The organism is Bacillus cereus group sp. BceL062 (genome assembly GCF_051780025.1).
GTDB classification, from domain to species: Bacteria; Bacillota; Bacilli; order Bacillales; family Bacillaceae_G; genus Bacillus_A; species Bacillus_A toyonensis.
This window is the reverse complement of the sequence record NZ_JBPWGY010000003.1, coordinates 134,638-161,183: the sequence shown is the minus strand read 5'-3', so window position 1 is coordinate 161,183 and position 26,546 is coordinate 134,638. Positions and strand designations below refer to the sequence as shown.

Genomic DNA, 26,546 nt, shown 5'->3' with positions numbered 1-26,546 from the left:
TCAGAAAACAATAAAATCTTATTAATTTTTATAATTGGTAGAATTTTTATGGAAATAATTCTCTTAATATATTAAAATAACATCGTATTATGTCAGATTTTAATTAGGGGAGAGAAATTTTATGTTGAAAAAAATCATTCCAGTTGCTTTAGCATTAAGTACAGTTACTTTTACTAGTGTATTTGCTGCGCCTTCAATCCAAGCAAGTACAGAACAAAACCGCTACATAGATGTGCAAATGCTCGGTATTAACGATTTTCATGGGCAACTAGACACTGTAAAAAAAATTAACAATAAAGATGCAGGGGGAATCGAGTACTTAGGGGCTTATTTACGTGATCGTGAAAAACAAAATCCGAATACATTAAAGGTACATGCTGGCGATGTTGTTGGAGCAAGTACTCCTGTTTCAGCATTATTACAAGACGAACCTACAATTGAATTTCTAAATGATTTGAAATTCGATGTTGGAACGATAGGAAATCATGAATTTGATGAAGGTGTTGAGGAAATGCATCGCCTTATTTATGGTGGATACCATGAGAAAACAGGTAATTTTAAAGGAGCAAAATTCCCATATGTTGCTGCGAATTTCTATAATAAATCCACCGGTCGTTTATTTTTACCACCATTCACTATAAAAAAGGTACAAGGAGTTCCTGTTGGCTTTATCGGAGTCGTAACAACGGATGTTCCTAACCTTGTTATGCCTACTATGCTAAAGAATGTAGAAATTACAGATGAAGTTGAAGCTATTAACAAATCCGTAAAGCAATTAAAAAAACTAGGCGTTAAATCTATCGTTGTTCTTGCACATAACGGAGGTACAACAGATGGGAACGGCGTAACAAATGGTGATATCGTCCGATTAGCAAATGAGACTGATCCAGAAGTCGATGTTATTTTTGGTGGCCATAGCCACACTTATGTAAATGGAACTGTTAATAATAAACTTGTCGTACAAGCAAATTCTTATGGTATGGCTTTTGCTGATGTTGATGTAAAGATTGATCGTAAGACACAAGATATTGTTGAGAAAAAAGCAGAAATTGTTACAACTTACCATGAAGGCATGGAGCCTGATAAAAAAATAAAGAAGAAGATGGAGAAATATCAAGCAAAAATCGCACCTCTTGTTAATGAAGTTGTAGGTAAGTCTATTGCTCCACTGGATCGCAAACTCAATGCGGCTGGTGAATCTACTCTCGGAAATTTGGTTGCTGATGCCCAGCGTGCAACAATGCAATCCCAAATTGCACTTATGAATCCTGGTGGTATTCGTAATGACTTAGATGCTGGTGATATTACATGGGGAGAGATATATGGTATTCAACCATTCGGAAATCAATTAATAAAAGTAAATTTAACAGGTCAAGACATTCGTGATATTTTAAATCAACAATGGCAAAAAGATATAACAAGAATGCTTCAAATTTCAGGGATCCAATACACTTGGGATGCGAACAAGCCTAATGGAGAAAAAGTAACAAGTATTCGCTTAACAAATGGAGAAGAAATTATTACTTCTAAAACTTACAGCGTCGTTGCGAACGCATTTCTAGCGTCAGGTGGAGATGGATTTGTGTCCTTTAAAAATGGGAAAGATGCTGAAACAGGACCAACTGATTTTGAAGCATTAGTAAATTATATAAAAAAATCAAAAGAACCAATTCAACCTATTATTGATGGAAGAATTCAAAGAATAAATTAGTTTTTTATTAATCTTAAAAACAACTAGATTACCTGTACTTTTTAGTGTGCAGGTAATCTAGTTGTTTTGGATTTGAAATAGAGTCTTACTGTGGCCAATGGCTATACCGTCTAGATGCAGAGTGCCGAAAAAAATTGAAATAAACAAAAGTCGATATCCTGTACATACAGGGAGTCTTTTTTTGAAAAAACGGGACATAGCGAACATCAAACAGGCTTAACGATGGATGTTAAAAATATAAATAATGAACTAGAGTTATCATTTGCTAAGACGAAGGAAGGGAAATGGCTGAAAGAAAATGCGCATCGTGCAGGATTTATTATTCGCTATCCAAAGGAAAAAGAGAATGTAATTGGTTATGCGTATGAACCTTGGCACATTGGCTATGTAGGGGATGATGCTGAAAAAATATACAAGGAAAAACTAACTTTAGGGGAATATATGAGATAAGAAGGCTAAAGTGAATTGGAAATCTGTATTTTTTGTTTGGAGGATAGTATTTTATAAAATAGTAGGGTACTTTATTTTAATAGATTGAACAACTGCCTATCTAAAAATTTGATAGGCAGTTTTTTTCCTTTGAGTATAAAGTGAAATGATTTTATTATGTTTGTACATATGAAAAGTGTAATGTATAAATATATCCTAAACACCAATTATTGCCCCTCATTATTAGCGATAGGATAGCTACTTAAGGACAAAAAAGAATTGGCTAACTTTTGTGCAAAATGTAATGGAGGCTCTACAGATTGGATATGAATATACATAATTAAGGGATTCATGTACAGCCAGTGATTATGTAAAGCACTTACAATAATTCCTTGTTGTACAATTGATTTCATAAATGCAGGAGTCTCTTCTTGTAGAATAGCGATTTCGCCTAAATTTAATGCATTACCATTTTGATCCAACGATTCAAAACTTACTCCGACGGGTACTACATAGGTACTCGGTTTTCCTTGAACAAGCACCCTAAAATCGCGGTGAAAAGACACCGAACAACCACCTTGACTTATTTTCCTTTTCCCTTTAAGTATTGTAGCAAATTGTTCACAAATGAAATTAAAATTTTGCATAAATTCAATCCCTTTCTCGTACAAAATTATGTAATTAGAGATTTGATTGATGAAATACAGATAAACAATCTTTCTTCAACATTAAAAAAACAGGCTGTAATTTTAATTTATTCAATGTTTATTTTAAAAGAAATGTACGTTATATTATTTAAATATTTAGAATTTATTCGAAAATGATTAGTATATTCGAGTTATTAAATTTATGATTCATGATAGTCCGTTCGAGATATTGTTATAAAAAATCTATAAAGTATGTAATTATACGCTTTTAGTCTATGTAGGTTAGATAAATATGTGTCTAAATTTGAATGATAAAACTAGAAAAACAACGGTGAGAAAATAACCAATAATATTTTATTTTCTATAAAAAGTACTGCTAAATAGTATTTTTTTCGAAATAAGTCTTTCTTATATAAGTATATTGCTACTATGAACATATCTATTTAAAAACAAGACTTTTTTGAATACAAAAGAATGGGTTCTAAAATACCTTGCTTATACAAGAAGAATTCAGTTGTTTCTCCTTGTATCTATTTATATTTTTAAGTATAGAAAAAACCTCTTATGAATATAGAAGGGAATTCCTTATGTTTTTCTTAAACAAATTATTAAATTACGGTTATTTTAACCAAAATTTTCATAGAAATACCCTTTAAAAGAACATTAGTTCGCATGTAATAAGAACGAATGTTCTTTATTAGGGGTGATAACCTTGTATGATTATTCTCTTTTACCGAATCGTATTATTCTTTGTGTATACCTTCGTAGCTTCTATGCAAGTGTGTCATGTATTAAAAAAGGACTGGATCCACGTTATACAAAATTGGCTGTCGTAGGAGATGTAAATCGGAGTGGATCAATCGTATTAGCAGCAACACCGCCATTAAAAGCGTTAGGGATTAAGAAAATGGCAGGTTGTACGAAATACCGAAGTGGCCAGATATTATTATTGTAAATCCGATTATGCATACGTATATGAAATGTTCAACTTTCATAACTAGTTTAGCTTTGCAGTATGTTGCGCCGGAAGATTTTCATCAATATAGTATCGATGAGTTTTTCATGGATATGACTGCAAGTATTCATTTGTTTGCGAGTAATCCGCGCGAATTCGCATTAAAGCTCAAGCGAGAAATATATGAACGTACACGGATTGAAAGTACGATTGGTATAGGGGCTAATTTATTATTGAGTAAAGTAGCGATGGATATTGAAGCGAAAAAGAGTAAAGATGGAATAGCGCACTGGACGTATGACGATATACCCGAGAAGTTATGGAGTATTAGACCACTCAGTAAATTTTGAGGTATATCGTACAAAACTGAAATGAAATTGAATCGAAAAGGTATACATACAATTGGAGAATTAGCTCAGTATCCTTTGAAATATTTAAAGCAATCTTTCGGTGTAATAGGGGAAGAATTACATTTACATAGTAACGGGATTGATTTTAGCAGAATAGCAGTGAAATACGTTCCAGCTACAACATCTATAGCGAAAAGCCAAATATTATTACGGGATTATTCGATAGGAGAGTTCGTAGTTATTTTATTAGAGCATATAGAAGAAGTTTGTTATAGGTTGAGAAGAGAAAAGAAATATGCACAAACAATTCATTTTTCAATTGGATATAGCAAGGAATACGATGGGGGAATAAAAAAGGCGCATACGTTAAATCGGGCAACAAATGTAACGATGGATATTTACAATGTTTGTACATATTTTTTATATGAGCGCTATACAGGAGAACCGATTAGATCGTTAAGTGTCTCATTAACAAACCTTATTAATGAAGGTGAAGAGCAAATTTCGCTTTTCGATAACATTGTACAAAGGGAAAAAGAAATCCGATTAACGAAAGTTATGGATGAAATTCGAACACGGTTTGGTAAGAACAGTATTTTACGTGGGATTTCCTACACAAGCGTCGCAACAGCAAGATATAGAAACACATTATTAGGAGGACATAAACCGTGAAGAATGCTAATATGCCAAAAGAAAGATGGATGGTAAAGTGGCAACCGTTCGCTAGTATGCCAGAGCAATTCGCAGTTATTAAAGAAATGATACATGCGAAAACGAAAGTCACGCGTCCGATCTTAACAGAGGATGCAAAAGAAGTGCTTGAAAATAAGTTGTTATGTTCCTATTTAGGTGAGGAAGAGATTTTACTTACATATTATAAAGGTGGCTACTTATATAAAAATTATATAACAGTAGTTGATATTAATCCATTAAATGAGACGATTATTTGTACAGATGCTTTTGGGCATAAACGTACTTTTAAATTCGGTGATTTAATTGAAATGGAATAGAATAGCTTTTTTAGCATGGAGGGCCACACTTTAAACACTCTAACGGTTTGTTTAAAGTGTGGACTTCAAGAAATAAAAAGAAAAAATCTCATTGACAATGATAATGAAAATCATTATCATTTATTTGAGAGATAATTTATTTGTATAAAGGGAGATATTGCTTTGAAAAAAAATAATATGAGAGCGTTAGTAGTAGCTACAACATTAGCTATTCCTTTTGCTGTTTATTCTAGCCCAGTGCAAGCAGCGGAAAAAATAGCAGAAAATAAAGCAGGAGTTATGGTAACAGATCGTGTATATAATGTTGAAATCAAAATATATAAAGATCAAAAAGATGAGCCATCCATGGTGTCTCAATACATAAAAGATCCCAAAGTTAAGATTGAAAATGGGAAAAAAGTTGTTACTGCAACAGTACAAGATAGCGATTATTTCCAATATCTTAGAATAGAAGATAGAAATCAACCAGGTGTATTTCACGATGTGAAAGTATTGTCAGAAGATAAGAGGAAAAATGGGACGAAAGTAGTTCAGTTTGAAATAGGAGAATTTTCGAAGAGATATAATATGCAAATGCATATTCTCATTCCTGCTATTGGATATGATCATAAATATCAAGTTCAATTTGAAATTTCAGATCCGACAGCAAATAACAAAGAAACTGAGAAACCAGATGATAATTCTAATGCAGGTGATAAGGAAACGGATCATCAAATTGATAGTCAAAATATGATAACGGACAAAAAATTAAGGGAACTTGTTAATAAAAAAGTATTTAATAGAAAAGATTTACATACACCAATTACGAAAGAAGAGTTATTACAAGTAAAAAACTTATTTTTAAATACGAATGAGATCCTCGACTATAGTGGATTGAAATATATGCCAAATTTAAAGTCTTTAACAGTTGCTAATGCAAAGATAACAGATCCGTCGTTCTTTGCGAACTTAAAACAATTGAACCATTTAGCTTTGCGCGGTAATGAAATTGTAGATGTAACACCGCTTATTAAAATGGATAATTTAGAATCTCTTGATTTAAGTAATAATAAAATTACGAACGTTGCACCACTAACTGAAATGAAGAATGTGAAAAGTTTATATGTAGCAGGCAATCAAATTGAAGATGTAACAGCATTAGCAAAAATGGGACAACTAGATTACTTGAATTTAGCAAATAATAAAATTACGAACGTTGCTCCATTAAGATCGTTAAAAAATGTAACATACTTAACTTTAGCGGGTAATCAAGTTGAAGATATTACACCGTTATATGCATTACCTTTAAAAGATTTAGTATTAACGCGTAATAAGGTTAAAGATTTATCGGGCATTGACCAATTGAATCAATTAGATGAATTATGGATTGGGAAAAATCAAATTGAAGACGTGACACCACTTACTAAAATGACTCATCTTAAAGTATTAGATGTACCTAATAATGAGTTAAAGGATATTACTCCATTATCAAATTTAGTAAACTTGCAAAAGCTTGATTTAGAGGCAAATTATATTTCTGATTTATCACCAATTAGTCAGTTGAAAAAATTAACGTTTTTAAGCCTTGTTGCGAATGAAATTCGTGACGTTAGACCTGTTATCGAATTAAGTAAGCAAGCATACATTAATATTCAAAATCAAAAGGTCTTTTTAGAAGACGTAGAAGTAAATAAAGAAGTGAAAGTACCTATTTATGAAAAAGACGGTGAAATCTCTACAAAAATCCGTTTAAAAAGTGATGGCGGCACTTATAATAATGGTGTAATTACATGGAATACGTTAGGTGAGAAAGTATATGAGTTTGGAGTAAAAGATCCATTTGCTGATACAGGCATCTTTTACACTGGTACAGTAATACAAAATGTTGTGGATAAAGTATCGGGAGAAGTGACAGATCCAAAAGGAGAAGTGACAGAACCAAAAGGAGAAGTGACAGAACCAAAAGGAGAAGTGACAGAACCAAAAGGAGAAGTGACAGAACCAAAAGGAGAAGTGACAGAACCAAAAGGAGAAGTAACAGATCCAAAAGGAGAAGTGACAGAACCAAAAGGAGAAGTAACAGAACCGAAAGGAGAAGTGACAGAACCAAAAGGAGAAGTAACAGAACCAAAAGGAGAAGTGACAGATCCGAAAAGTGAAGTGACAGAACCAAAAGGAGAAGTAACAGAACCAAAAGGAGAAGTAACAGATCCAAAAGGAGAAGTGACAGATCCGAAAAGTGAAGTAACAGATCCCAAAGGGGAAGTGACAGATCCAAAAGGTGAAGGAACAGATCGAGTGAATTCGCAAATTACTAAAAATAACGCATTGAATAAACAAATTGTTAAGAAGGAACAGATATTACCTGCTACAGGACATGATACGAATTGGTTATCCGTTTTTGGTGGTGGATTAATGTTGATAGGAGCTTATTTATATAGAAGGTTAAAGAGAGTTAACTAAAATAAAAACCTTTTTGCTAACTAATGAATTGAAAAATCGAAGTAATCTGTGCGATACAGTTATTTGAAGGGATTAGCCATAAATAATGGTAACAAAAATAAGAACAGCCATTCAACGAAGAAGGCTGTTCTTATTTTTATTTCAATAGATATTTTTACATTATCAATCTGTCTGGATTGTTTTTTTTCTTTTAGTAACTTTATATTTTAATAAGAAGCTTCTTAAATCAATAATAGTAAGTCAGCTTAGGTGAATCCATTTTTATTTTCTATATCTCTTCCTAACTTAATTATATCATGTAATTAACGTTCGAAATAGACTGTTTATTCTTATTTACTACTGCTAAAATCAAGAACACATGACTAGTAAGGAGAGATGTTAAATGAGTTCTTTCGTTCTCGATTTTCAGGAAATAGAAAAAACGCAGCTTTTTCTCGTTGGTGGAAAAGGATTGAATTTAGGGGAGTTATCAAACATTCAAGGTATACAATTGCCAGAAGGATTTTGTGTTACAACAGTAGGGTATGAAAAAGCCATTGAACAAATTGAAGTGTTTCATACTTTGTTGAATCAACTAGCCATACTAAAAATTGAGGACCGAGATCAAATTAGTGAAATTAGTAAGAAAATTAGAGAAGCCATTATGGCAGTGGAAATTCCAGTTGATGTAGTGGAATCAGTAGCTCATTATCTCTCGCGTTTTGGAAATGAACATGCATATGCAGTGCGTTCTAGTGCTACTGCTGAAGATTTACCGTATGCCTCGTTTGCTGGTCAGCAAGATACGTATTTAAATATCATCGGAAAAGAAGCGGTTTTGCAGCATGTAAGAAAGTGTTGGGCTTCTTTATTTACAGATCGAGCGGTTATATACCGAATGCAAAACGGCTTTGATCATAATCAAGTTTCTATATGTGTTGTCGTTCAAAAAATGGTTTTCCCTGTGGCTTCAGGGATTTTATTTACTGCGGATCCGATTACTTCTAATAGGAAGGTGTTATCAATCGATGCCAGCTTTGGACTTGGCGAGGCGCTAGTATCTGGATTGGTTTCTGCCGATAATTATAAGGTAAAAGAAGACGAAATCGTCAAAAAGGTCATCGCAACGAAAAAATTAGCCATCTATGGACGAAAAGAAGGCGGAACAGAGACAAAGAAAATTGCTCCTAATCAGCAAAAAGTTCAAACACTTATTGAACAACAAATTTTACAACTAGCACGCATCGGAAGACAGATTGAAGCTTATTTTGGTTGTCCGCAAGATATTGAATGGTGTTTAGTTGATGATACATTTTATATTGTTCAAAGTAGGCCGATAACGACTTTGTATCCAATTCCAGAAGCGAATGATCAGGAAAATCATGTGTATGTATCGGTCGGTCACCAGCAAATGATGACGGATCCTTTGAAGCCATTAGGAATGTCTTTATTCCAGTTAACATCCTTTGGACCGAGGTTTCAAGCTGGGGGAAGGCTGTTTGTTGATGTTGCACAAAGATTGGCCTCACCTGCTAGTAGAGAATTTTTATTAAATACAATAGGAGAATCAGAGCCGCTTATTAAAGATGCATTAATGACTGTAATAGAGCGAGATAATTTTATTAAATTGTTACCGGATGAAGAAGAAAAAAGTCTTGGTAAAAGTATGCCACCTGCAAGCTCGCAACCACAAATCGAAAACGACCCAACAATCGTTACGGATTTAATCAAGAACAGTCAAGCATCGATAGAAGAGTTAAAACAAAGTATTCAAACGAAATCAGGATCAGATGTACTTGATTTTATTTTAGAAGATATTCAGCAATTAAAGAAAATATTATTTCACCCGCAAAGTATGGCTGTCATTATGGCAGGTATGAATGCTTTATCATGGATCAATGAAAAGATGGAGCAATGGCTAGGAGAAAAAAATGCAGCAGACACACTTTCTCAATCTGTACAAAATAATATTACTTCAGAAATGGGTTTAGCATTATTGGATGTCGCAGATGTGATTCGTCCGTATCCAGAAGTCATTGCGTATTTACAGCATATAGAAGATGACAGCTTTTTAGATGAACTAGTTCAGTTTAAAGACGGGGAAAAAGTTCGAGATGCAATCGGGGCGTTTCTAAATAAATACGGAATGAGATGCAGCGGCGAAATCGATATTACGAAAACGCGCTGGAGTGAAAAACCAACTACAATTATCCCGATGATTTTAAATAATATAAGAGATTTTGAAGCTGGTGCTAGTAAGCGGAAGTTTGAAGAAGGGCTGCAGGAGGCTTTAAAAAGAGAAGAAGAGTTATTAGACAAATTGCAGTATTTAGCAGATGGCGAACAAAAAGTAGAAGAGACGAAGCGAATGATCAGTATAATTCGGAATTTCGCTGGCTATCGTGAATACCCAAAATACGGAATGATTAATCGCTATTTCATATATAAGCAGGCATTACTAAAAGAAGCCGAGCAACTCGTGCGAAATAACGTTATTACTGAAATAGAAGATATATACTATCTTACTTTTGAAGAACTTCACGAAGTCGTCCGCACGAATAAACTGAATTACAAAGTTATTCATAGACGAAAAAATGAGTACAAATTATATGAAAAACTAACACCTCCGCGTGTTATTACTTCTGATGGTGAAATTATTATAGGTAAATATAAACGAGAAAATCTCCCTACCGAAGCAATAGTAGGTTTGCCTGTTTCTTCTGGAGTGATAGAAGGGAGAGCTCGGGTTATTTTAAATATGGAAGATGCAAGTTTAGAAGATGGAGATATATTAGTTACGGCATTTACTGATCCTGGCTGGACGCCATTGTTTGTGTCGATAAAAGGGTTAGTTACGGAAGTTGGCGGACTCATGACACACGGGGCAGTGATTGCGCGTGAATATGGATTACCAGCAGTCGTCGGGGTAGAGAATGCTACGAAACGAATAAAAGACGGGCAACGAATTCGGGTACATGGAACAGAAGGATATATTGAGATAGTGTAGTTATATTTTAAATAAAAAGATCGTCCACTAAATATAGCGGACGATCTTTTTATGATTTTAAGCTTGCTGCTATCACCCACCTGAAACTGAAAATTAAAATAAAAATGAGCATATGAATTGGATTTCTTTGAATGCCCCTGTCGTAGAAGGAGACATACATGCTACGATACTCATTCACATGCAAGAAGCAACCATGAAGATTGATGAATTAGAATGTACATCAATCTAAAACAAAGAATATTTTCAAAAATATTACAAATTCAGACAACATATTGTAAATTATCTGAATTTTCATTATTATATAAGCGTTATAACGTATTTAATATTGGGGAGGAATAGGGATGAAGAAAAAGCCTTTTAAAGTGCTGTCTACGCTTGCGGCGGCAGCAGTGCTTAGTTGCACATTTGGGGTAGGTAGTCAATCTGTTTATGCGGCAACGCCGTCTAATGTAGGATCTTTAAGTCCGATTGATGAAAATTTAATTCAAGAGGACCGTCTAGCAGATGCGCTCAAGAAACGCGGTGTAATTAATAATTCTGCGTCGAAAGAAGACACATTAAAAGCTGTTGAAAAATATGTAGAGAAGAAAAAAGGCGAAAATGCTGGGAAAGAACCAGCAACAGGGGATAGTGTCTCGAGAGAAGCGTTTGACTTTTTGAAAAAAGTGAAAGATGCAAAAGCAGATGCGAAAGAAAAAGCTGATCAACCTGCTAGTGGCCTGGTAGTTGGACAAGAGCCGGTTAAAGGGGGATTAAACGGCAAAGTACCAACTACTTCAGCGAAGCAAAAACAATATAATGGTGATGTCCGTAAAGATAAAGTGCTTGTATTGTTGGTGGAGTTTGCTGACTTTAAGCATAACAATATTGATCAAGTACCAGGTTATATGTATTCAAATGATTTTAATCCAGAACATTATCAAAAAATGTTATTTGGTAATGAGCCATTTACACTCTTTGATGGTTCAAAAGTACCAACATTTAAACAATATTATGAAGAGCAATCTGGTGGTAGTTATACAGTAGATGGCACAGTAACAAAGTGGTTGACAGTTCCTGGTAATGCGGCAGATTATGGCGCAGATGCAGGAGATGGCGGCCATGATAATAAAGGACCAAAAGGACCTCGTGATTTTGTAAAAGAAGCATTAAATGCGGCTGTAGAAAGTGGTATTGATTTATCTGAATTTGACGAATACGATCAATATGACAATAATGGTGATGGCAATAAAAATGAACCAGATGGTCTGATTGATCACTTAATGGTCATTCACGCTGGAGTTGGGCAAGATGGAGGCGGTGGTAGACTAGGTGATGATGCAATTTGGTCGCATCGTTGGCACCTTGGAACACCATATCCAATTGAAGGAACAAAAGCAAAAGTTGATAACTGGGGCGGTAAAATGGCAGCGTACGATTACACAATTGAGCCAGAAGACGGAGCAGTTGGTGTATTCGCACATGAATTTGGTCATGATTTAGGCCTTCCGGATGAGTATGATACGAAGTATTCAGGAGCAGGGGAGCCAATTAACTCTTGGTCTGTTATGAGTGGCGGCAGCTGGGCTGGTAAAATTGCAGGTACAACGCCACCGAGTTTCTCTCCGCAAAACAAAGAGTTCTTTCAAAAGAACATGGGTGGAAACTGGGCAAATATTGTAGAGGTAGACTATGATAAATTAAATCGTGGTATCGGTTTTGCAACGTACTTAGACCAAAGTGTAACGAAATCAGCTCGTCCTGGTCTAATTCGCGTTAACTTACCAGATAAAGAAGTGAAAGGTATTCAGCCTGCATTCGGTAAGAAATATTACTATAGTACAAAAGGCGATAATCTTCATACAACATTAGAAACACCAGTGTTTGATTTAACAAATGCAACACTGGCGAAGTTTGATTACAAGTCATTGTATGAAATTGAAACAGATTATGACTTCCTTGAAGTATATGCAGTGACAGAGGATAATAAGAAAACGTTAGTCGATCGAATTGGCGAAAATAATGTGAAAAATGGTCTAGATACAACGGATGGTAAATGGGTAGATAAGTCATATGACTTAAGCAAATTTAAAGGTCAAAAAGTAAAACTAGTATTTGAATACATTACAGATGGTGGCTTAGCACCGAACGGTTTTACTTTTGATAACGCTACATTAACTGTAGATGGAAATGTTGTCTTCTCTGATGATGCAGAAGGCGAATCGAAATTAAAATTAAATGGTTTCGTTGTAGCAAACGGTTTTGATAAGAAGAAACATAACTACTATTTAGAGTGGAGAAACTACGCTGGTGCTGACCAAGCATTAAAATATAGCAGCGGTGTACCGTATAATACAGGTCTTGTTGTATGGTATGCAGACTCTAGCTTTACAGATAATTGGGTTGGTATTCATCCAGGAGAAGGTTTCTTAGGGGTTGTTGACTCTCACCCAGAGGCAATTGTTGGAACGCTAAACGGCAAACCAACTGTTCAAGGTAGTACACGATACCAAATCGCAGATGCTGCATTCTCCTTTAACCAGACGCCAGCATGGAAAGTTGTATCTCCAACACGCGGAACATATGATTACAAAGGATTACCAGGTGTAACGAAGTTTGATGATTCTAAATTGTATATAAATGATTTAATCCCAGATGCAGGACGTAAATTACCGAAGTTTGGATTGAAATTTGAAGTAGTTGGACAAGCAGATGATAATTCTGCAGGTGCAGTTCGTTTATATCGTTAATAATGGAGAAGCTGTTGAAGGGGATTCCTTTCAACAGCTTTTTTCATAGAAACATAAATTTCATTAAGCAATTAGTTGATGTCCAGATTGATTAAAATATATTTCTATGCAGGTTGGCTTACTTCTTTAAACCAGCCGCATAAAACGGGCCGTGAACTGCGATAGTTGATAAAATACGAGCAATTTCCTTAGGTGTTTCTTTTTGGCCATTATTTAACCATTGCTGAATGACACCTATATGAGCAGATGCCATATAAGAAGTTAGGTATTCGCTTGGAACAAGCAAACTCTCTTTATCAATAAGAGCCCCATTCGTATCTTCAAATAGTGTTTTCCACATAAAGTCTTTCAGTTTTGTTTGGAAAGATAAATCTCCTTTTGGACTTAACACAGCTTTCATAAAATCACTATTTTCATTTAGAAATTCAAGAATAGAAGCGATAAGTACAAATGGCGTCGTTGGGGAAGGGTTTGAGCCAAGATCGGCAATCACTTCAGGGAATTTTTGTTTGGCAATGCTAGAAAACTCATGCATAATTTCTTCTTGGCATTTCGTCATTAAATCAAATTTATCTTGATAGTGCGCATAAAATGTACCGCGATTTATGTTCGCTTTCGTTGTAATATCTTTTACTGTAATGGCGTCAAAACCTTTTTCTTCAATAAGCTCCACTAGTGCATTTCGTATAGCCGTTTTCGTACGAATAACACGTAAATCTAAATTACTATCACGCAAAGCATGTCCCTCCTTAATTTTACTCAACACATTTAGCAAAAGTGTCTTATAACCGACACATTCACGATTTTTGATTATTGAATAAGATTTAGCTCAAACATATAATTCAAAATATAAATAAACAACACGTTGTTCATTTATTGTAACGAAAATTAAAGGAGGAGAAAAGAAAATGTTTAAAAACAAACTTTTATTGTTAGCACCAGTTATTGCACTACTTGTTGTTTTTATTTTTTCATTAACATTATTCCCAACTGTTCAACCAAAGCCAAAAAACTTGCCAATAGCAATTGTAAATGAGGATCAAGGTGTAGAAGTTCCAAATCAACCGAAAATGAATATGGGGCAAACAATTGTTGATAATATCAAAAAAACAGCGAAATCAGATGAAGAACCTGCGGTGAAGTGGGTAGAAGTGAAAAATAAGGAAGCAGTTCAAAAAGGTTTAAATAATCAAGAGTATTATGCCGCATTTGTCATTCCGAAAGAATTTAGTATGAAACAGGCTTCATTACGAACACCGCAGCCATCTTCACCAGAAGTAGAAATATTAATTAATCAAGGAATGAATATGGCTGCATCAACTATGGCAGGGCAAATGTTAAATGGTGTAGTGGATAATATGAGCAACAATGTTCGCACACAAATATTAGATGGATTGAAAGCAAGGGGAGCTACTTTAACAACAGATCAAGCTTCGAAATTAGTAACACCTATTGTAAAGCACGTGAAAAATGTGAATGAGGTCGGAAAAAACAGTGCGAACGGTAACTCACCAATGTCATTATTCCAGCCGTTATGGATTGCAAGTTTAGCTAGCGCAGCAATTATTTTTATTGCGATTAGTAAAATGCCGGTACGTACAAGAAAAGAAAACTTTGGATTAAAACTAAAACAAATAGTAGCTGGAGCAGTTGCGACACTTGTAATTGGTTTTGGCCTTACGTGGATTGCAGATGGGATGGTAGGGTTAAATATTTCGAATTTCACGGAGACAGCGTTGTTCTTATCCATCACGTCTTTTAGCTTCTTCTTAATGATATCGGCGGTACTTTCATTAGTTGGGCTAAAAGGTATCGGTTTATTCGCACTCTTACTATTCTTCGGGGCACCGTTATTATCATTAGCACCTGAAATGTTGTCGCCATTTTATCAAGATTGGGTTTATCCTTGGTTACCAATGAAATTTATGATCGAAGGACTCAGGGAGATCTTCTTCTTCGGAAAAGGGTTAAGCTGGAATACACCTGTTACTGTGCTCGTTTGGATTGGTGTGGTAAGTATAGTTATTATTTTAGTGACTGCTTTCAAACGTAGTGCAATAAAGGAACATAAAACAGAATTAAACGCTTAGAAAAAAGAACGTTTCACTCGTAGTGAAGCGTTTTTTTGTGGTGAAATGATTATTAGTCTATAGGGAAATGAAAAGTTCGTATTTGTGGTTCTTTTTGTATACATGCTCCTACTATTTCAAAGTGCATAAAATGTTATGCGAAATTATGGAGGGGATACGATGTATAATTCGAATTATCATGATTGGTATAGGCAAAATGATAAGTTGATAAGTGATATTGAAAAAGCTATAAACGGAGAGTATAGCGCTATAAGCTGCTACGCAAAATTAGCCAACATGGCTCCAAATGCGGCGGAACGAAATCAAATTCTTGAAATTCGTAACGATGAAATAAAGCATTTTCATCAGTTTGTACAAATCTATACAAATTTAACTGGTCAGCAGCCGAAACCACAAATTACGGAAGAATGTCCAAATACGCACTTACAAGGATTAGAATTCGCTATACAAGATGAACAGAAGACAGTAGATTTTTACTTAGAAATTTCAGATGAAACATCGGATGCACATTTGAAAGAGTTATTGCGCAGAATAGCTGCTGATGAGCAAAACCATGCGGTGTGGTTTTTATATTATTTTGTGAAGACGAAGTAAATATAAAGAATGATGGCTGATGTGATGAATATATTAGAAATTATTTTAAAGCGCAGTGCAACAATTGAATGAAAAACTTAAATATAAGCAGAAAGAAACCGTTTCATAAGTAGTGGGACGGTTTTTTCGCGGTGAAATACAATTTACAGAGGTATCGTCAAAATATAGTAGTTGAATTTGGTATATAATGTATGAAATGAAAACGAAAATAAATAAGCTAGGAGCAAATAAATGAAAAGAGGAATTATTGTAGATATTCCAAATGAATATGATAATCTACTTTGGAAAGTGTTAAAGCCGATCGATATTACGTTATTTGATTGGCGAGTGGAAAATGAGGAATCTTATTTCAGATTACCTGATGGATTAGGATCAGAATTATTCTCAGAAGATAACAAGGTAATGAGTGGATTAGAATTGAAAAAATTAATAAAAGACAACATATATTATCTCATTTTTGCAGATTTAAAAGCGTATCCAAAAGGAGAAGTATTAGAAGAGATTGAAACATATGAAGAGTTCACAGAGAGCAAGTGTGAAGTAGTCGTATTAGTAGCGGACGGTGATTATATACACATTTATGCGAAAGACCAAAAAGTGATTGAATTGATGTATGAAAACGCACTGAATCAAGGTTTTTATGTTGAATACGTTACAGACGAAAATGACGGTAGAACGCGTTTATCAGTATAGTAGTAATTTGAAAGGGGAACGGCAATATGGAGAGAAATACAGTTAAAGAATATACGATACGAACTGCTACTGAAGAGGAGAGCGATAGCATTATTACTCTATTAAGAGAAGTAGCAGAGTGGTTACAACATAAAGAAGTAGACCAATGGCAGTATCTGTTAGGAGGAGAGGCTACAGCTGAAATATTAGAATGTATAAGAAATAAATATACGTATATTGTTATGAAAGAAGATGAAATTGTTGGTACGATTACAGCATCTCCTAAACAAAATGAATGGGATGAACATATTTTTGGCAAAGAGGAAGTTTCGGATTCAGTATATATTCATAGATTTGCGGTGAGACGGAAGTATAAGGGGAATGGAATAGGAGAATCGATTTTGCAGTGGGTAGAAGAAAATGTACAGTGTGATAAAGAGTACTTGAAGTTAGATTGTGTGGGACATAATCGTACGTTGAATGATTTTTATAAGAAAAATGATTTTGAGTATGTGGGCAGTACGGATGGGCTTAGTAAGTTTCAAAAGAAAAGGAGAAAATAAATGAATCCAATTAACGTAAGTTTAGTTAAGAAGTTAATACAGAAACAGTTTCCTGAATGGGCACATTTAGAAGTGAAACCTGTAAAGTTTAGTGGGCATGATAATAGAACGTTTCACTTAGGAGATCAGATGAGTGTTAGATTACCAAGTGATGCAGCATATGCACCGCAAGTAGAGAAAGAAAACAAGTGGCTTCCTATATTAAATAAGGAACTTTCTTTACCAATTTCTGCACCAATTGCAAAAGGGCATCCGTCTGAAGAGTATCCGTGGCCATGGTCTATTAATAAGTGGATAGAGGGAGAGACAGTTACGAAAGAAAATGTTCGTGACTTACATGAATTCGCAGCGGACTTAGGATCATTTCTACTAGAATTGCAATCCATTGATTCTAGTAACGGACCAATAGCTGGAACGCATAACTTTTACCGAGGCGGGTTTATATCTGTATACGATGAAGAAGCGAGAGTAGCTATTGAAAACAATAAAGACGCTTTTGATGAGGCATTGTTAAAGCACCTTTGGGATTTAGCGCTCCGATCAAAATGGGAACGCACACCAGTTTGGATTCATGGAGATGTTGCGCCAGGGAATTTACTCGTTAAAGATGGAAAGCTTTGTGCCGTAATTGATTTTGGTATACTAGGAGTAGGTGATCCTTCGTGTGACGCGGCGATGGCATGGACATTTTTTGATGAAAATAGTAGAAATGTATTTAAAGAAGTGTTGAGGATGGATGAGGAAACGTGGGATAGAGCGAGAGGATGGGCGCTTTGGAAGGCGTTAATTACATATGATGCGAATAGAAATAGTAATGAAAAAGTAGCTGAGGAAGCATATCGTGTAATCCAAGTGATTGTGGATGATTATAAAATGAGATGAAAATAGTAATGTGTAGCACAAGTTTTGATTGAAGTTATTTGACGTTTACTATGCAATAAAAAGGAGGGAACATAATTGAAAGTCAGGCAAGGGAAATATGAAGAGGTAAAATTGCGTGATAGAATTCCAGGTATGGTTGAATATATAGAGAGCACAAGACTTCCGGCTGATTTTCACTACTATATCCCTCCACACTGGCATAGAAGTATTGAAATTAGTTTGGTAATATATGGAGACGTTTTTTTGTATGTAAATGGGCAAAAAAAGAAAGTATCAGCTGGCGAGTTTATTTTTGTAAACAGTGGAGATGTGCACGAATTTGAAAAAGTTGAGAATGCAAGTTGTGCAGTAATGATGTTAATAGTTTCGTATGAATTTCTTAAAGAGCTAAATGCTGATTTTGATAAATATAGATTTACTCTACAAGCATCATTTGTGCAGAAAGAAAAGCTCCAACAAATATTTTATGAATTAAAGGAGTTAGTCACAAATTTTGATGAGTTAAGTTATATAAAAATGAATAGTTTAATTTATGAGATTGTTTATATTCTATTGCGCCACTGTAAAGATAGAAAAAAAGAAGATAATGATTTTCAATTTGGAAATAAACAAAAAGAGATAATTACATATATGTATGAACATTATGATGAAAAGCTTAAAATGAAAGATGTAGCGAAACACTTTTTTGTAAGTGAGGAACATTTTTCTCGGATGTTCAAGAAATCTTTCGGATCAAATTTCACCTCTTTTTTAACGAGATACAGGCTTCATAAAGCGTATGAAGATATTATTAGCAGTACGAATTCTATACAAGATATAGCAGTGAAACATGGATTTCCCAATGTGAAGTCATTCATTTCGCAGTTTAAAGGGAAATATGGGTATACACCATTACAGTATAGAAAAAATATTATATCAAAAAATGACAATAATTGAATCAAATATGAACAACAATAAAAATACGTTCCATGTTACATTTTGTACATGGAACGTATTTTTATTTAGTAAATGGAAATGTATACGGTTATATAATTTTTCGGAAAATGAAAGCGTTAAAAAAGAGATGGGGGAATAGTGAATGTCTAGAAAATATAGCTTAGATTTATTAGAAAAGATTCAAGAAAAACAAGAAACCATCAATGTACAAGGCGCAGAAGTAATAGTGAAAAACATACCAGATTGCGATGAAAAGGGAGCAATGGATCCACGTCTTTATAAAGATATGAAGGTTCAAATGAATATAATGAGGTTTATGCCTAAAAATATGATGAAAATGGACGCTTCCGAAAAATCGGTAAAGAATATGAGAAAGCAGTTTAATGGTATTAAAAGCGTTCCAATCGTAACGAAAGATATAAATATTACGAATGAAACAGTTAAAGCGGAAGATGGATATGACATTCCGATAAGGATTTATAATAGTATTTCAAAACGAGAGAACGCACCAATTTTATATTTTATTCATGGTGGCGGATTTATGGCAGGATCACCAGATGTGGTAGAAGAACTTGTGAAATTAATAGTAGAAAAAACAGATATACTAGCCTTTTCTGTAGATTATCGATTAGCTCCAGAACATCCTTTTCCAACTGGACATACAGATTGTTACACTACTTTAAAATGGATTTATGAGAATGCTGAAGCATTCGGCGGTGATAAGAATAATATTTTTGTTGCGGGTGATAGTGCTGGAGGGAACTTAACACAGTATTGTACAACGAGAGATATGGAAGATGGTAGAAACTTCGTTAAAGGGCAATTACTTCTGTATCCTACACTTAACATGTGTGACTATGAAGACGAGTTTTATTCTTGGAGTATAGATAAATATGAGATTGCTCCGAAATATAAAAAAGGATTAGAAAAAATGCTTAATATGATGCATGCAATGGTCGGAGGGATGGCAGAAATACTTGGTACGGAAGACATTCATTCGAAGTATTTAAGTCCATACGTTGATGTATCTTCAGATTATCCAAGTACATTTATTACGGTAGGAGAACATGATTTTTTAATGATTGAATGTTTAGCGTATGCAGCTAAATTGAAGAAACAAGGAGTGGATACTGAAACGATTCTCTATCGTGGTTTAGGGCACGCGTATGGAGATAATGTAGGTGTCTATCCTCAAAGTGAAGATTTAGCGATTGAGATGGGGAGTTTTATATTGAAGCATAGTAAGAAAGACTCCTACTTTGAGCGATGATTTTAAACTCTACTTTGTGCCTTAAATGAGAATATCTAAAAAGTATATAAAAAGCCTAATTTGATCGATATGTTTCAAATTAGGCTTTTTCATATGATTAAATATTCAAGATCAAAAGAAGGAAAAAAACTATATTATACAGAATATTTAGATAATAGGAGGTGTCGAATTTTGAGTGAAATTGAATTAAAAAGTAATGTAATTAAGACAGGAAGAGAGAGGAGTATGATTCTTCGGTTTATACTCGCTAGTCTCGTTGGGATGTTTATGTTTTTCGTACCTGTTACGATAAATGGAGCTTCTTCTATTATGATTGATCATATCGTATCGTGGATCCGTACTTCAGTTCCGGGCGTAGTACCTTATTATGCATTGTTTGTTATGGTGATTGGTGCGATTTATCCATTTTATACGAAGAAATGGAATGCATCTATCGTAGACATTTGCTTTTCTATTTTAAAAGTAGTTGGTGTTGTTTTTGGCGTATTATATTGTTTTAAAGTGGGACCAGCTTGGTTTTTTGCACCAGATGTTGGGCCGTTTTTGTATGAGAAACTAGTTATATCGGTAAGTTTACTCGTTCCAATTGGTTCGGCGTTTTTAGCGTTATTAGTCGGATATGGGTTGCTTGAATTTATCGGTACATTTTGCCGTCCGATTATGAGACCTTTATGGAATACGCCGGGACGATCGGCAATTGATGCGGTTGCCTCCTTCGTTGGAAGTTATTCACTAGCCTTATTAATTACGAACCGCGTATATAAAGAAGGAAAGTATACGACAAAAGAAGCAGCCATTATCGCTACAGGATTTTCTACAGTATCCGCAACATTTATGATCATCATCGCAAAAACATTAGACATTATGCATTTATGGAATGTTTATTTTTGGACTACACTTATAGTAACATTCATCGTGACTGCTATCACCGTAAGAATCCCACCTCTTAGTAGAAAACCCGATACATATATTACGAAAGAAGGGTTCCCAGAGCCCGTTTATAAGGAAAAAATGTTAGAACGTGCTTGGGAAGATGCATTAGAAGTATCAAAATCTGCACCGAGCATTATGAAAAATATTGCAGTGAACTTAAAAGACGGTTTTATTATGACGATGGGAATTTTACCATCTATTATGTCAGTAGGGTTAATTGGTATCGTCTTAGCGAAGTTCACGCCAATATTTGATTGGATCAGTTATATTTTTTATCCATTTACATGGGTTTTACAATTACCAGAAGCAGACTTAGCTGCTAAAGCGGTATCAGTTGGTATTGCAGAAATGTTTTTACCATCATTATTAGTTGTAAGTGCGCCGCTCGTGACAAAGTTTGTCATTGCGGTTGTTTCGGTATCATCTATTTTGTTTTTCTCCGCTTCAATCCCTTGTATATTATCGACAGATATTCCGTTAAAAGTATCTGAACTTATTATTTTGTACGTGCAGAGAACGATATTAACGTTGCTTATTATTACGCCGATTGCTTATTTGGTGCTTTAATTGGAAACCCTCGCTTTCTATGTGAGCGAGGGTTTTTGTTGTTAAAATCATTGTATATTAATTTTGCGATTTTAATTCGTATGTTATAGTAACAAAAGAAGGGGGCTTACAAATGGAAATCATTCACGAAAGAGCAAAATTACGGTTAATGGATAGTGGTGATGTCGAAACTTTGTTTTCGATTGTAGAAGGAAATAGGCAAATTTGGGCGTATTTAATCTCTAAAATGGAAACTGTTCAAGATATGCAGCAATATGTTCAAAAAGCGATAAAGAGTTATGGAAAGGGTACACAAATCCCTTTCGCTGTAGTGGATCAACAGACGAACAAGATTGTAGGGAGTACACGTTTATATAATATTTCAGTAGAAGATAAAACAGTGGAGTTAGGGCAGACGTGGTACCATCCAAGTGTGCAACGTACGAGTATAAATACAGAATGTAAGTATATGCTTCTTCAGTATGCTTTTGAAAAACTGCATATGCTACGAGTGCAAATTAAGACGGATGTAAGAAATGAAAAAGCACAACGAGCAATTGAAAGGTTAGGCGCGGTAAAAGAAGGTGTGCTAAGAAATGAAAGAAGATTGCCGAGCGGTCATGTGAGAGATGCAGTTGTGTACAGTATTATTGCGAGTGAATGGTCAGGCGTGAAAGAAGAATTGTTAGAAAAATTAGAGTTATACAAAGAAAAGCTATAATTCGTATTTTGTAAGGTATATGATCGTAATTTGCGAATAATATACCTTTTTTTCTTACAAAACACTAACTTATTTAATTTACTTTTGTTTCATCATTCCCTTCTGAGAAAAAATTCGTTACAATGTAGTTGTATGGTAATAAACTAATGAATTAAAATTGTAATGTAAACCGCAAATGAAAAATGAATTGATAATCCTCAATTTTAAATGAAAACCCTTTTATATATAATAAGTAAAATACCTTCTTTTAAACAAACTCAAACAAAACGATTTGATATAAATGTTTTTTTATAGAAGTATGGATGATGTACGGAGGCAATTACAAATGAAAGAAAATAAGAAGAGTAAAAAAAGACGAATCTTTCAAGTGTTTTTATTAATGATTTGTTCTGCTATTTTGTACGTGAGCTATGCAGCTTACGATATTTGGAGTTATCGCTTTAAAACGGATGATGATGTGAAGACAGATGCTGGTATCGTGCTAGGAGCAGCTTCATGGAACGGAAAACCATCTCCTGTATTTAAGGAAAGAATTAATCACGCGATTTCTCTATATAAAAACGGAAACATTAAGAAAATTATTTTTACAGGTGGTACAAAGTTTGAAGCGGAGCTTGAGGAAGCTCGCACTGCTAGAGTATATGCATTGAAACAAGGTGTAAAAGAGGAGGATATTTTAATTGAAACAAAATCCCTTTTCACTGAAGAAAATTTAAAGAATGCGAAGGAAGTTGGAATAGAGAACGGAATACACTCATACACGATTGTAAGTGATCCACTTCATATGAAACGCGCAATGAGAATCGCAAAACATATTAACATTGAGGCATATGCTTCACCGACTCCAACATCAGCATATAAAACGTTAGATACAGAAATTCCATTCTTTTTTAAAGAATTATTCTCGTATATTGGATATGTAACCTCTTTGCCGCTAAAGGCATTGAAGGGGGATTAATATAAGAAAAGGACCTGTTTTTCTATAGGGATTTTTCTTATAATCCAAAAACATTGTATTTTTATCGGAATAGTGAAACAATAGAGAGGTAGCTTCATATAATCATAATGACAAAATGAACGGTTTATGAATCGAGCATTTACGGGCAGCCCGACTCCCACTGAACTTCTTTGCTCCACCTGAATTTTTGGGTGGGAGTTTTACTGCCCGCAAATAGCGGGATAAAGGAGATTATAGTATGGCACTCTCATTTGTTGAAACAGAAGAACAATCTTTCATTATTGAACAAATAAATAAATTGATTCCGAAGTTCATGGAAAGGGAGCATCAATTAAGTGAATTAGGATCATTTCCGTATGAAAATATTAATAATTTAAAAGATATCGGATATACGAAAATAACGTTACCGAAGGAATTTGGTGGTAGTGCGATTTCTTTATATGACTTCGTTTTATTTCAAGAGAAAATTGCAGAAGGCTGTGGAGCTACTGCATTATCGATTGGATGGCATATCGGTATTGTAAAAGAGCTAGCTGAAAATCGCTCTTGGAATGATGGAATGTTCAAATGGTTTTGCGAAGAAGTGCGTAATGGTGCACTCTTTAATCGGGCAGCAACAGAACCGAAAACAGGAAGTCCGACGCGTGGTGGTAAACCAGAAACAATCGCGGTGCAACAAGGCGAGAAGTGGATTATAAATGGAAGGAAAACTTTTACAACGATGGCACCAGTACTTGATTATTTTATTATTTCAGCAAGTATGGAAGGCCGAGAAGAAGTTGGTGAGTTTGTCATTCCAAGAAATGCGCTCGGTGTATCAATTGAAGAAACATGGGATAGCGTTGCGATGCGAGGAACTGCTAGCCACGACCTTGTCTTAAAAAATGTGGAAATAGAAAACCGCTTCTTTACGAATGTATTGGGCGGGAAAGTGAAACAAAAGGGTATTGGCTGGTTGCTACATATACCAGCATGTTATTTAGGAATCGCACAATCAGCAAGAAATTATGCAGTTCAGTTTGCGGAATCATACAAGCCAAATAGTTTAAACCATTCTATTAGTTTATTACCGAGTGTTAGAAGATTAGTTGGAGAAATAGAGCTTGAGCTTATGCAAGCTCGCGTCTTTTTATATCAAATTGCGAAAAAGTACGATGAGGCAGAAGATAAACTATCACTACAAGCAGAACTAGCGGCAGTGAAATACGCAGTAACAAATGCGGCGATATCTATAGTAGATAAAGCAATGCGTATCGTAGGGGCAAAAAGTTTATCAGAAAAAAATCCACTTCATCGTTATTACTTAAATGTCAGAGCGGGTTTACACAATCCGCCGATGGATGATGCAACATTGTCTATACTGGCGGATGCAGCATTTCGGTCGTGATGTTTTAGGGATAGAGCTTATGAATTTAAATGTTATTGTTTATGGACAATATAGTTGTTTTGAAAGCACGTGTTTGATTAGTAATCGAACACGTGCTTTTTATTTGTTTGCCATCCTAGTTTGAAATGTAGTGTTTTCATATAAATGATTATCATGATTTGATGAATGTTCCTAGATGAAAAATATTTATTGTAATGCCGGTTTGGAAATCTTGTAAATACTTACTAGATTTAATCCCAAATTAAGGGTCTTTCCAAATTTATCATTCGCAAATATTGTAAAAATTGACCTGCATGGACTGCATCATGATAGGCAATTCGTAAAAGCATATCTCCTAAATATCGTTGATAGCCAACATCGCTTCGATCAATAAGTGTTGAATTTAACTCTGTTACGTTTATTGATTGAACATATTCTATGAATTCAGTGAAGTATGATTGTGCTAGTGCAATCTCTTTTTTAACACAAATAATTGGTTCGTTATCATACGGAATTTGTATGTCGTTTATCGATCCGATGTTTTTTAAAATCATATGATAGTAAAAAGTTGAGCTCCATACATGACGAATCATCTCACCAAAGGACATAGCTTCATTATCAGGTTTCCAAGTAAGAAAGTTATTGGGAAGAGAACTCCATAATTTTTCTGAGCGTCTTCTCGTTTCTTTTAAATTTAAAATACTAAGATCAATTGCATTCATTTTAAAATCCCCTTTACAATTAAATTTAAAATAATTGTATCAATTTAACAGTTAGGGTATCATCGAAATATGAATGTATATCCGAATATCTCATATGTAGCTAAATTAATTGCTGAACCTACAAGAGCAATCATCTTAGATTGTCTAATGAATAATCAGGCGCTGCCTGCTAGTGAATTAGCTTATATGGCAAAAGTGTCACATCCAACAATTAGTTCTCATCTTTCTAAATTAGTAGAGGGGAATCTACTTACAGTTGAACAACATGGTAGACATCGTTACTATCGACTTGCTAATCAAGAGGTAGCGGAAGTTCTTGAAAAGTTAGGAACAATCGCACCAACAGTTCAAGTTCGCTCTTTAAAACAATCGGGTCAATTAAAACAAGTTCGTTATGCTCGAACTTGTTACGATCATCTTGCAGGCAAACTTGGTGTAGAGATAGCTGAAAAATTACTAGTTAGGGAATTAATAACTTTAAAAGATGGAGAATATATTGTAACGGAACAAGGGAAAGGATGGTTTCTGAATTTTGGAATAAATATTGAAAAGGCAGAGACAAAAAGGAGAGTATTTGCAAAACCTTGTCTTGATTGGAGTGAACGACGCTACCATATTTCTGGTTGGTTAGGGTCTGAAATAGCAAAACTGTTTTTTGAACAGGGATGGATTACAAAAACGGATAAGAGTCGAGCGGTTCATCTTACAAAGAAGGGCGTAAAATTATTGGAAAATCAATTAGATATTGATATGAAAACTGAAGAAAGAAATGCTTGAAATTATATTGGTACTGCTATTGCATCTATCATTTCGATTATAATTTTTACAGTTCTTCATACGAACAAGCTTTCGGATCTTGCTATTTATTTACCTGGTGCGGTGATACTTACTATTGCTTATCTTATTTCTAAAAGATCCATTGCATATGTCATGGCGATACATATATTAAACAATTGCCTTGGTTTCATTCTGTAAGAAACTAAACATAGTTCTGTTGCAAAGTTAAAAAACAGGAACAGAAATGATAAACGAGG

At 34.6% G+C, this 26,546-nt stretch carries 22 protein-coding genes and 3 pseudogenes; 21 read left to right on the top strand and 4 right to left on the bottom strand.

Features of this window, described 5'->3' with window-relative positions:
- The first annotated feature begins 121 nt into the window (after positions 1–121).
- A complete protein-coding gene (locus ACS2MN_RS09130; RefSeq protein WP_198130372.1) occupies positions 122–1,711 on the top strand; it encodes a bifunctional metallophosphatase/5'-nucleotidase in 1,590 nt (529 codons plus the stop codon).
- 153 nt (positions 1,712–1,864) lie between these two features.
- Entirely contained in the window at positions 1,865–2,161 is a 297-nt protein-coding gene (locus ACS2MN_RS09125) for a M15 family metallopeptidase (RefSeq protein ID WP_080595599.1), read from the top strand.
- A 206-nt stretch (positions 2,162–2,367) separates the two neighbouring features.
- Here ACS2MN_RS09125 and ACS2MN_RS09120 read toward each other — a convergent pair whose 3' ends face one another.
- Positions 2,368–2,787 carry a DUF1259 domain-containing protein gene (locus ACS2MN_RS09120; protein WP_098709432.1) on the bottom strand — a complete coding sequence of 140 codons (420 nt, stop codon included), beginning with the start codon at positions 2,785–2,787 and terminating at the stop codon, positions 2,368–2,370.
- Positions 2,788–3,499: 712 nt separating this feature from the next.
- Here ACS2MN_RS09120 and ACS2MN_RS09115 point away from each other — a divergent pair.
- The 3 genes and pseudogenes from ACS2MN_RS09115 to ACS2MN_RS09105 all read left to right on the top strand — a co-directional run.
- Positions 3,500–4,764, top strand: a pseudogene (locus ACS2MN_RS09115) (Y-family DNA polymerase).
- Positions 4,761–5,102: a YolD-like family protein gene (locus tag ACS2MN_RS09110; RefSeq protein ID WP_000786240.1), complete on the top strand. Its 342-nt coding sequence runs from the start codon at positions 4,761–4,763 to the stop codon at positions 5,100–5,102. Before ACS2MN_RS09115 ends, ACS2MN_RS09110 begins: the two are co-directional and overlap by 4 nt.
- A gap of 177 nt (positions 5,103–5,279) precedes the next feature.
- Positions 5,280–7,040: pseudogene (locus ACS2MN_RS09105) on the top strand (leucine-rich repeat domain-containing protein); the annotation flags it as partial.
- On the opposite strand, the gene ACS2MN_RS09100 reads toward ACS2MN_RS09105, so the two are convergent.
- Positions 6,941–7,339, bottom strand: a complete 399-nt coding sequence (locus tag ACS2MN_RS09100) for a hypothetical protein (protein WP_346994545.1) — start codon at positions 7,337–7,339, stop codon at positions 6,941–6,943. The pseudogene ACS2MN_RS09105 and the gene ACS2MN_RS09100 sit on opposite strands and share 100 nt — an antisense overlap.
- Between ACS2MN_RS09100 and ACS2MN_RS09095 the strand changes: the two genes are divergently transcribed.
- From ACS2MN_RS09095 to ACS2MN_RS09085, 3 genes are all read left to right on the top strand, one after another.
- Positions 7,221–7,544 carry an LPXTG cell wall anchor domain-containing protein gene (locus ACS2MN_RS09095; RefSeq protein WP_438894691.1) on the top strand — a complete coding sequence of 108 codons (324 nt, stop codon included), beginning with the start codon at positions 7,221–7,223 and terminating at the stop codon, positions 7,542–7,544. The genes ACS2MN_RS09100 and ACS2MN_RS09095 overlap by 119 nt on opposite strands.
- Before the next feature lie 382 nt (positions 7,545–7,926).
- Positions 7,927–10,530 (top strand): phosphoenolpyruvate synthase, encoded by a 2,604-nt coding sequence (gene ppsA / locus ACS2MN_RS09090; RefSeq protein ID WP_088054843.1) that lies wholly within the window; start codon positions 7,927–7,929, stop codon positions 10,528–10,530.
- Positions 10,531–10,871: 341 nt separating this feature from the next.
- Positions 10,872–13,259, top strand: coding sequence for an immune inhibitor A domain-containing protein (locus ACS2MN_RS09085; protein WP_346994514.1), 2,388 nt, complete (start codon positions 10,872–10,874; stop codon positions 13,257–13,259).
- 118 nt (positions 13,260–13,377) lie between these two features.
- On the opposite strand, the gene ACS2MN_RS09080 is transcribed toward ACS2MN_RS09085, so the two are convergent.
- Positions 13,378–13,995, bottom strand: a complete 618-nt coding sequence (locus tag ACS2MN_RS09080; RefSeq protein WP_001205673.1) for a TetR/AcrR family transcriptional regulator — start codon at positions 13,993–13,995, stop codon at positions 13,378–13,380.
- 172 nt (positions 13,996–14,167) lie between these two features.
- Here ACS2MN_RS09080 and ACS2MN_RS09075 point away from each other — a divergent pair, with 172 nt between their 5' ends.
- The 11 genes from ACS2MN_RS09075 (at position 14,168) to ACS2MN_RS09025 (ending at position 24,811) form a co-directional block, all read left to right on the top strand.
- A complete protein-coding gene (locus ACS2MN_RS09075; protein ID WP_000475855.1) occupies positions 14,168–15,349 on the top strand; it encodes a YhgE/Pip domain-containing protein in 1,182 nt (393 codons plus the stop codon).
- Positions 15,350–15,508: 159 nt separating this feature from the next.
- Complete coding sequence (locus ACS2MN_RS09070; protein ID WP_000282811.1) at positions 15,509–15,943, top strand: ferritin-like domain-containing protein; 435 nt, start codon at positions 15,509–15,511, stop codon at positions 15,941–15,943.
- A gap of 231 nt (positions 15,944–16,174) precedes the next feature.
- Positions 16,175–16,636 carry a DUF2691 family protein gene (locus tag ACS2MN_RS09065; RefSeq protein WP_000820176.1) on the top strand — a complete coding sequence of 154 codons (462 nt, stop codon included), beginning with the start codon at positions 16,175–16,177 and terminating at the stop codon, positions 16,634–16,636.
- Positions 16,637–16,662: 26 nt separating this feature from the next.
- Positions 16,663–17,178 carry a GNAT family N-acetyltransferase gene (locus tag ACS2MN_RS09060; RefSeq protein ID WP_000440853.1) on the top strand — a complete coding sequence of 172 codons (516 nt, stop codon included), beginning with the start codon at positions 16,663–16,665 and terminating at the stop codon, positions 17,176–17,178.
- Entirely contained in the window at positions 17,179–18,060 is an 882-nt protein-coding gene (locus ACS2MN_RS09055; RefSeq protein ID WP_001068237.1) for an aminoglycoside phosphotransferase family protein, read from the top strand.
- A 75-nt stretch (positions 18,061–18,135) separates the two neighbouring features.
- Positions 18,136–18,996, top strand: a complete 861-nt coding sequence (locus ACS2MN_RS09050) for an AraC family transcriptional regulator (RefSeq protein ID WP_000868383.1) — start codon at positions 18,136–18,138, stop codon at positions 18,994–18,996.
- 142 nt (positions 18,997–19,138) lie between these two features.
- Positions 19,139–20,266, top strand: a complete 1,128-nt coding sequence (locus ACS2MN_RS09045; RefSeq protein ID WP_000088549.1) for an alpha/beta hydrolase — start codon at positions 19,139–19,141, stop codon at positions 20,264–20,266.
- A 171-nt stretch (positions 20,267–20,437) separates the two neighbouring features.
- On the top strand, positions 20,438–21,766 hold the full coding sequence (locus ACS2MN_RS09040; protein ID WP_001289428.1) for a YjiH family protein: 1,329 nt from the start codon (positions 20,438–20,440) through the stop codon (positions 21,764–21,766).
- Between the two features lie 112 nt (positions 21,767–21,878).
- Positions 21,879–22,466, top strand: coding sequence for a GNAT family N-acetyltransferase (locus ACS2MN_RS09035; RefSeq protein WP_000402593.1), 588 nt, complete (start codon positions 21,879–21,881; stop codon positions 22,464–22,466).
- A gap of 325 nt (positions 22,467–22,791) precedes the next feature.
- Complete coding sequence (locus ACS2MN_RS09030) at positions 22,792–23,424, top strand: YdcF family protein (RefSeq protein WP_000662220.1); 633 nt, start codon at positions 22,792–22,794, stop codon at positions 23,422–23,424.
- 238 nt (positions 23,425–23,662) lie between these two features.
- Positions 23,663–24,811, top strand: a complete 1,149-nt coding sequence (locus tag ACS2MN_RS09025; protein ID WP_001218349.1) for an acyl-CoA dehydrogenase family protein — start codon at positions 23,663–23,665, stop codon at positions 24,809–24,811.
- A 230-nt stretch (positions 24,812–25,041) separates the two neighbouring features.
- Here ACS2MN_RS09025 and ACS2MN_RS09020 read toward each other — a convergent pair whose 3' ends face one another.
- Positions 25,042–25,512 (bottom strand): DinB family protein, encoded by a 471-nt coding sequence (locus tag ACS2MN_RS09020; RefSeq protein ID WP_000991287.1) that lies wholly within the window; start codon positions 25,510–25,512, stop codon positions 25,042–25,044.
- A gap of 69 nt (positions 25,513–25,581) precedes the next feature.
- On the opposite strand from ACS2MN_RS09020, the gene ACS2MN_RS09015 reads away from it, so the two are divergent.
- Both ACS2MN_RS09015 and ACS2MN_RS09010 read left to right on the top strand, forming a co-directional pair.
- Positions 25,582–26,289, top strand: coding sequence for an ArsR/SmtB family transcription factor (locus tag ACS2MN_RS09015; protein ID WP_001103833.1), 708 nt, complete (start codon positions 25,582–25,584; stop codon positions 26,287–26,289).
- Positions 26,290–26,487, top strand: a pseudogene (locus tag ACS2MN_RS09010) (CPBP family glutamic-type intramembrane protease); the annotation flags it as partial.
- Positions 26,488–26,546 lie beyond the last annotated feature (59 nt).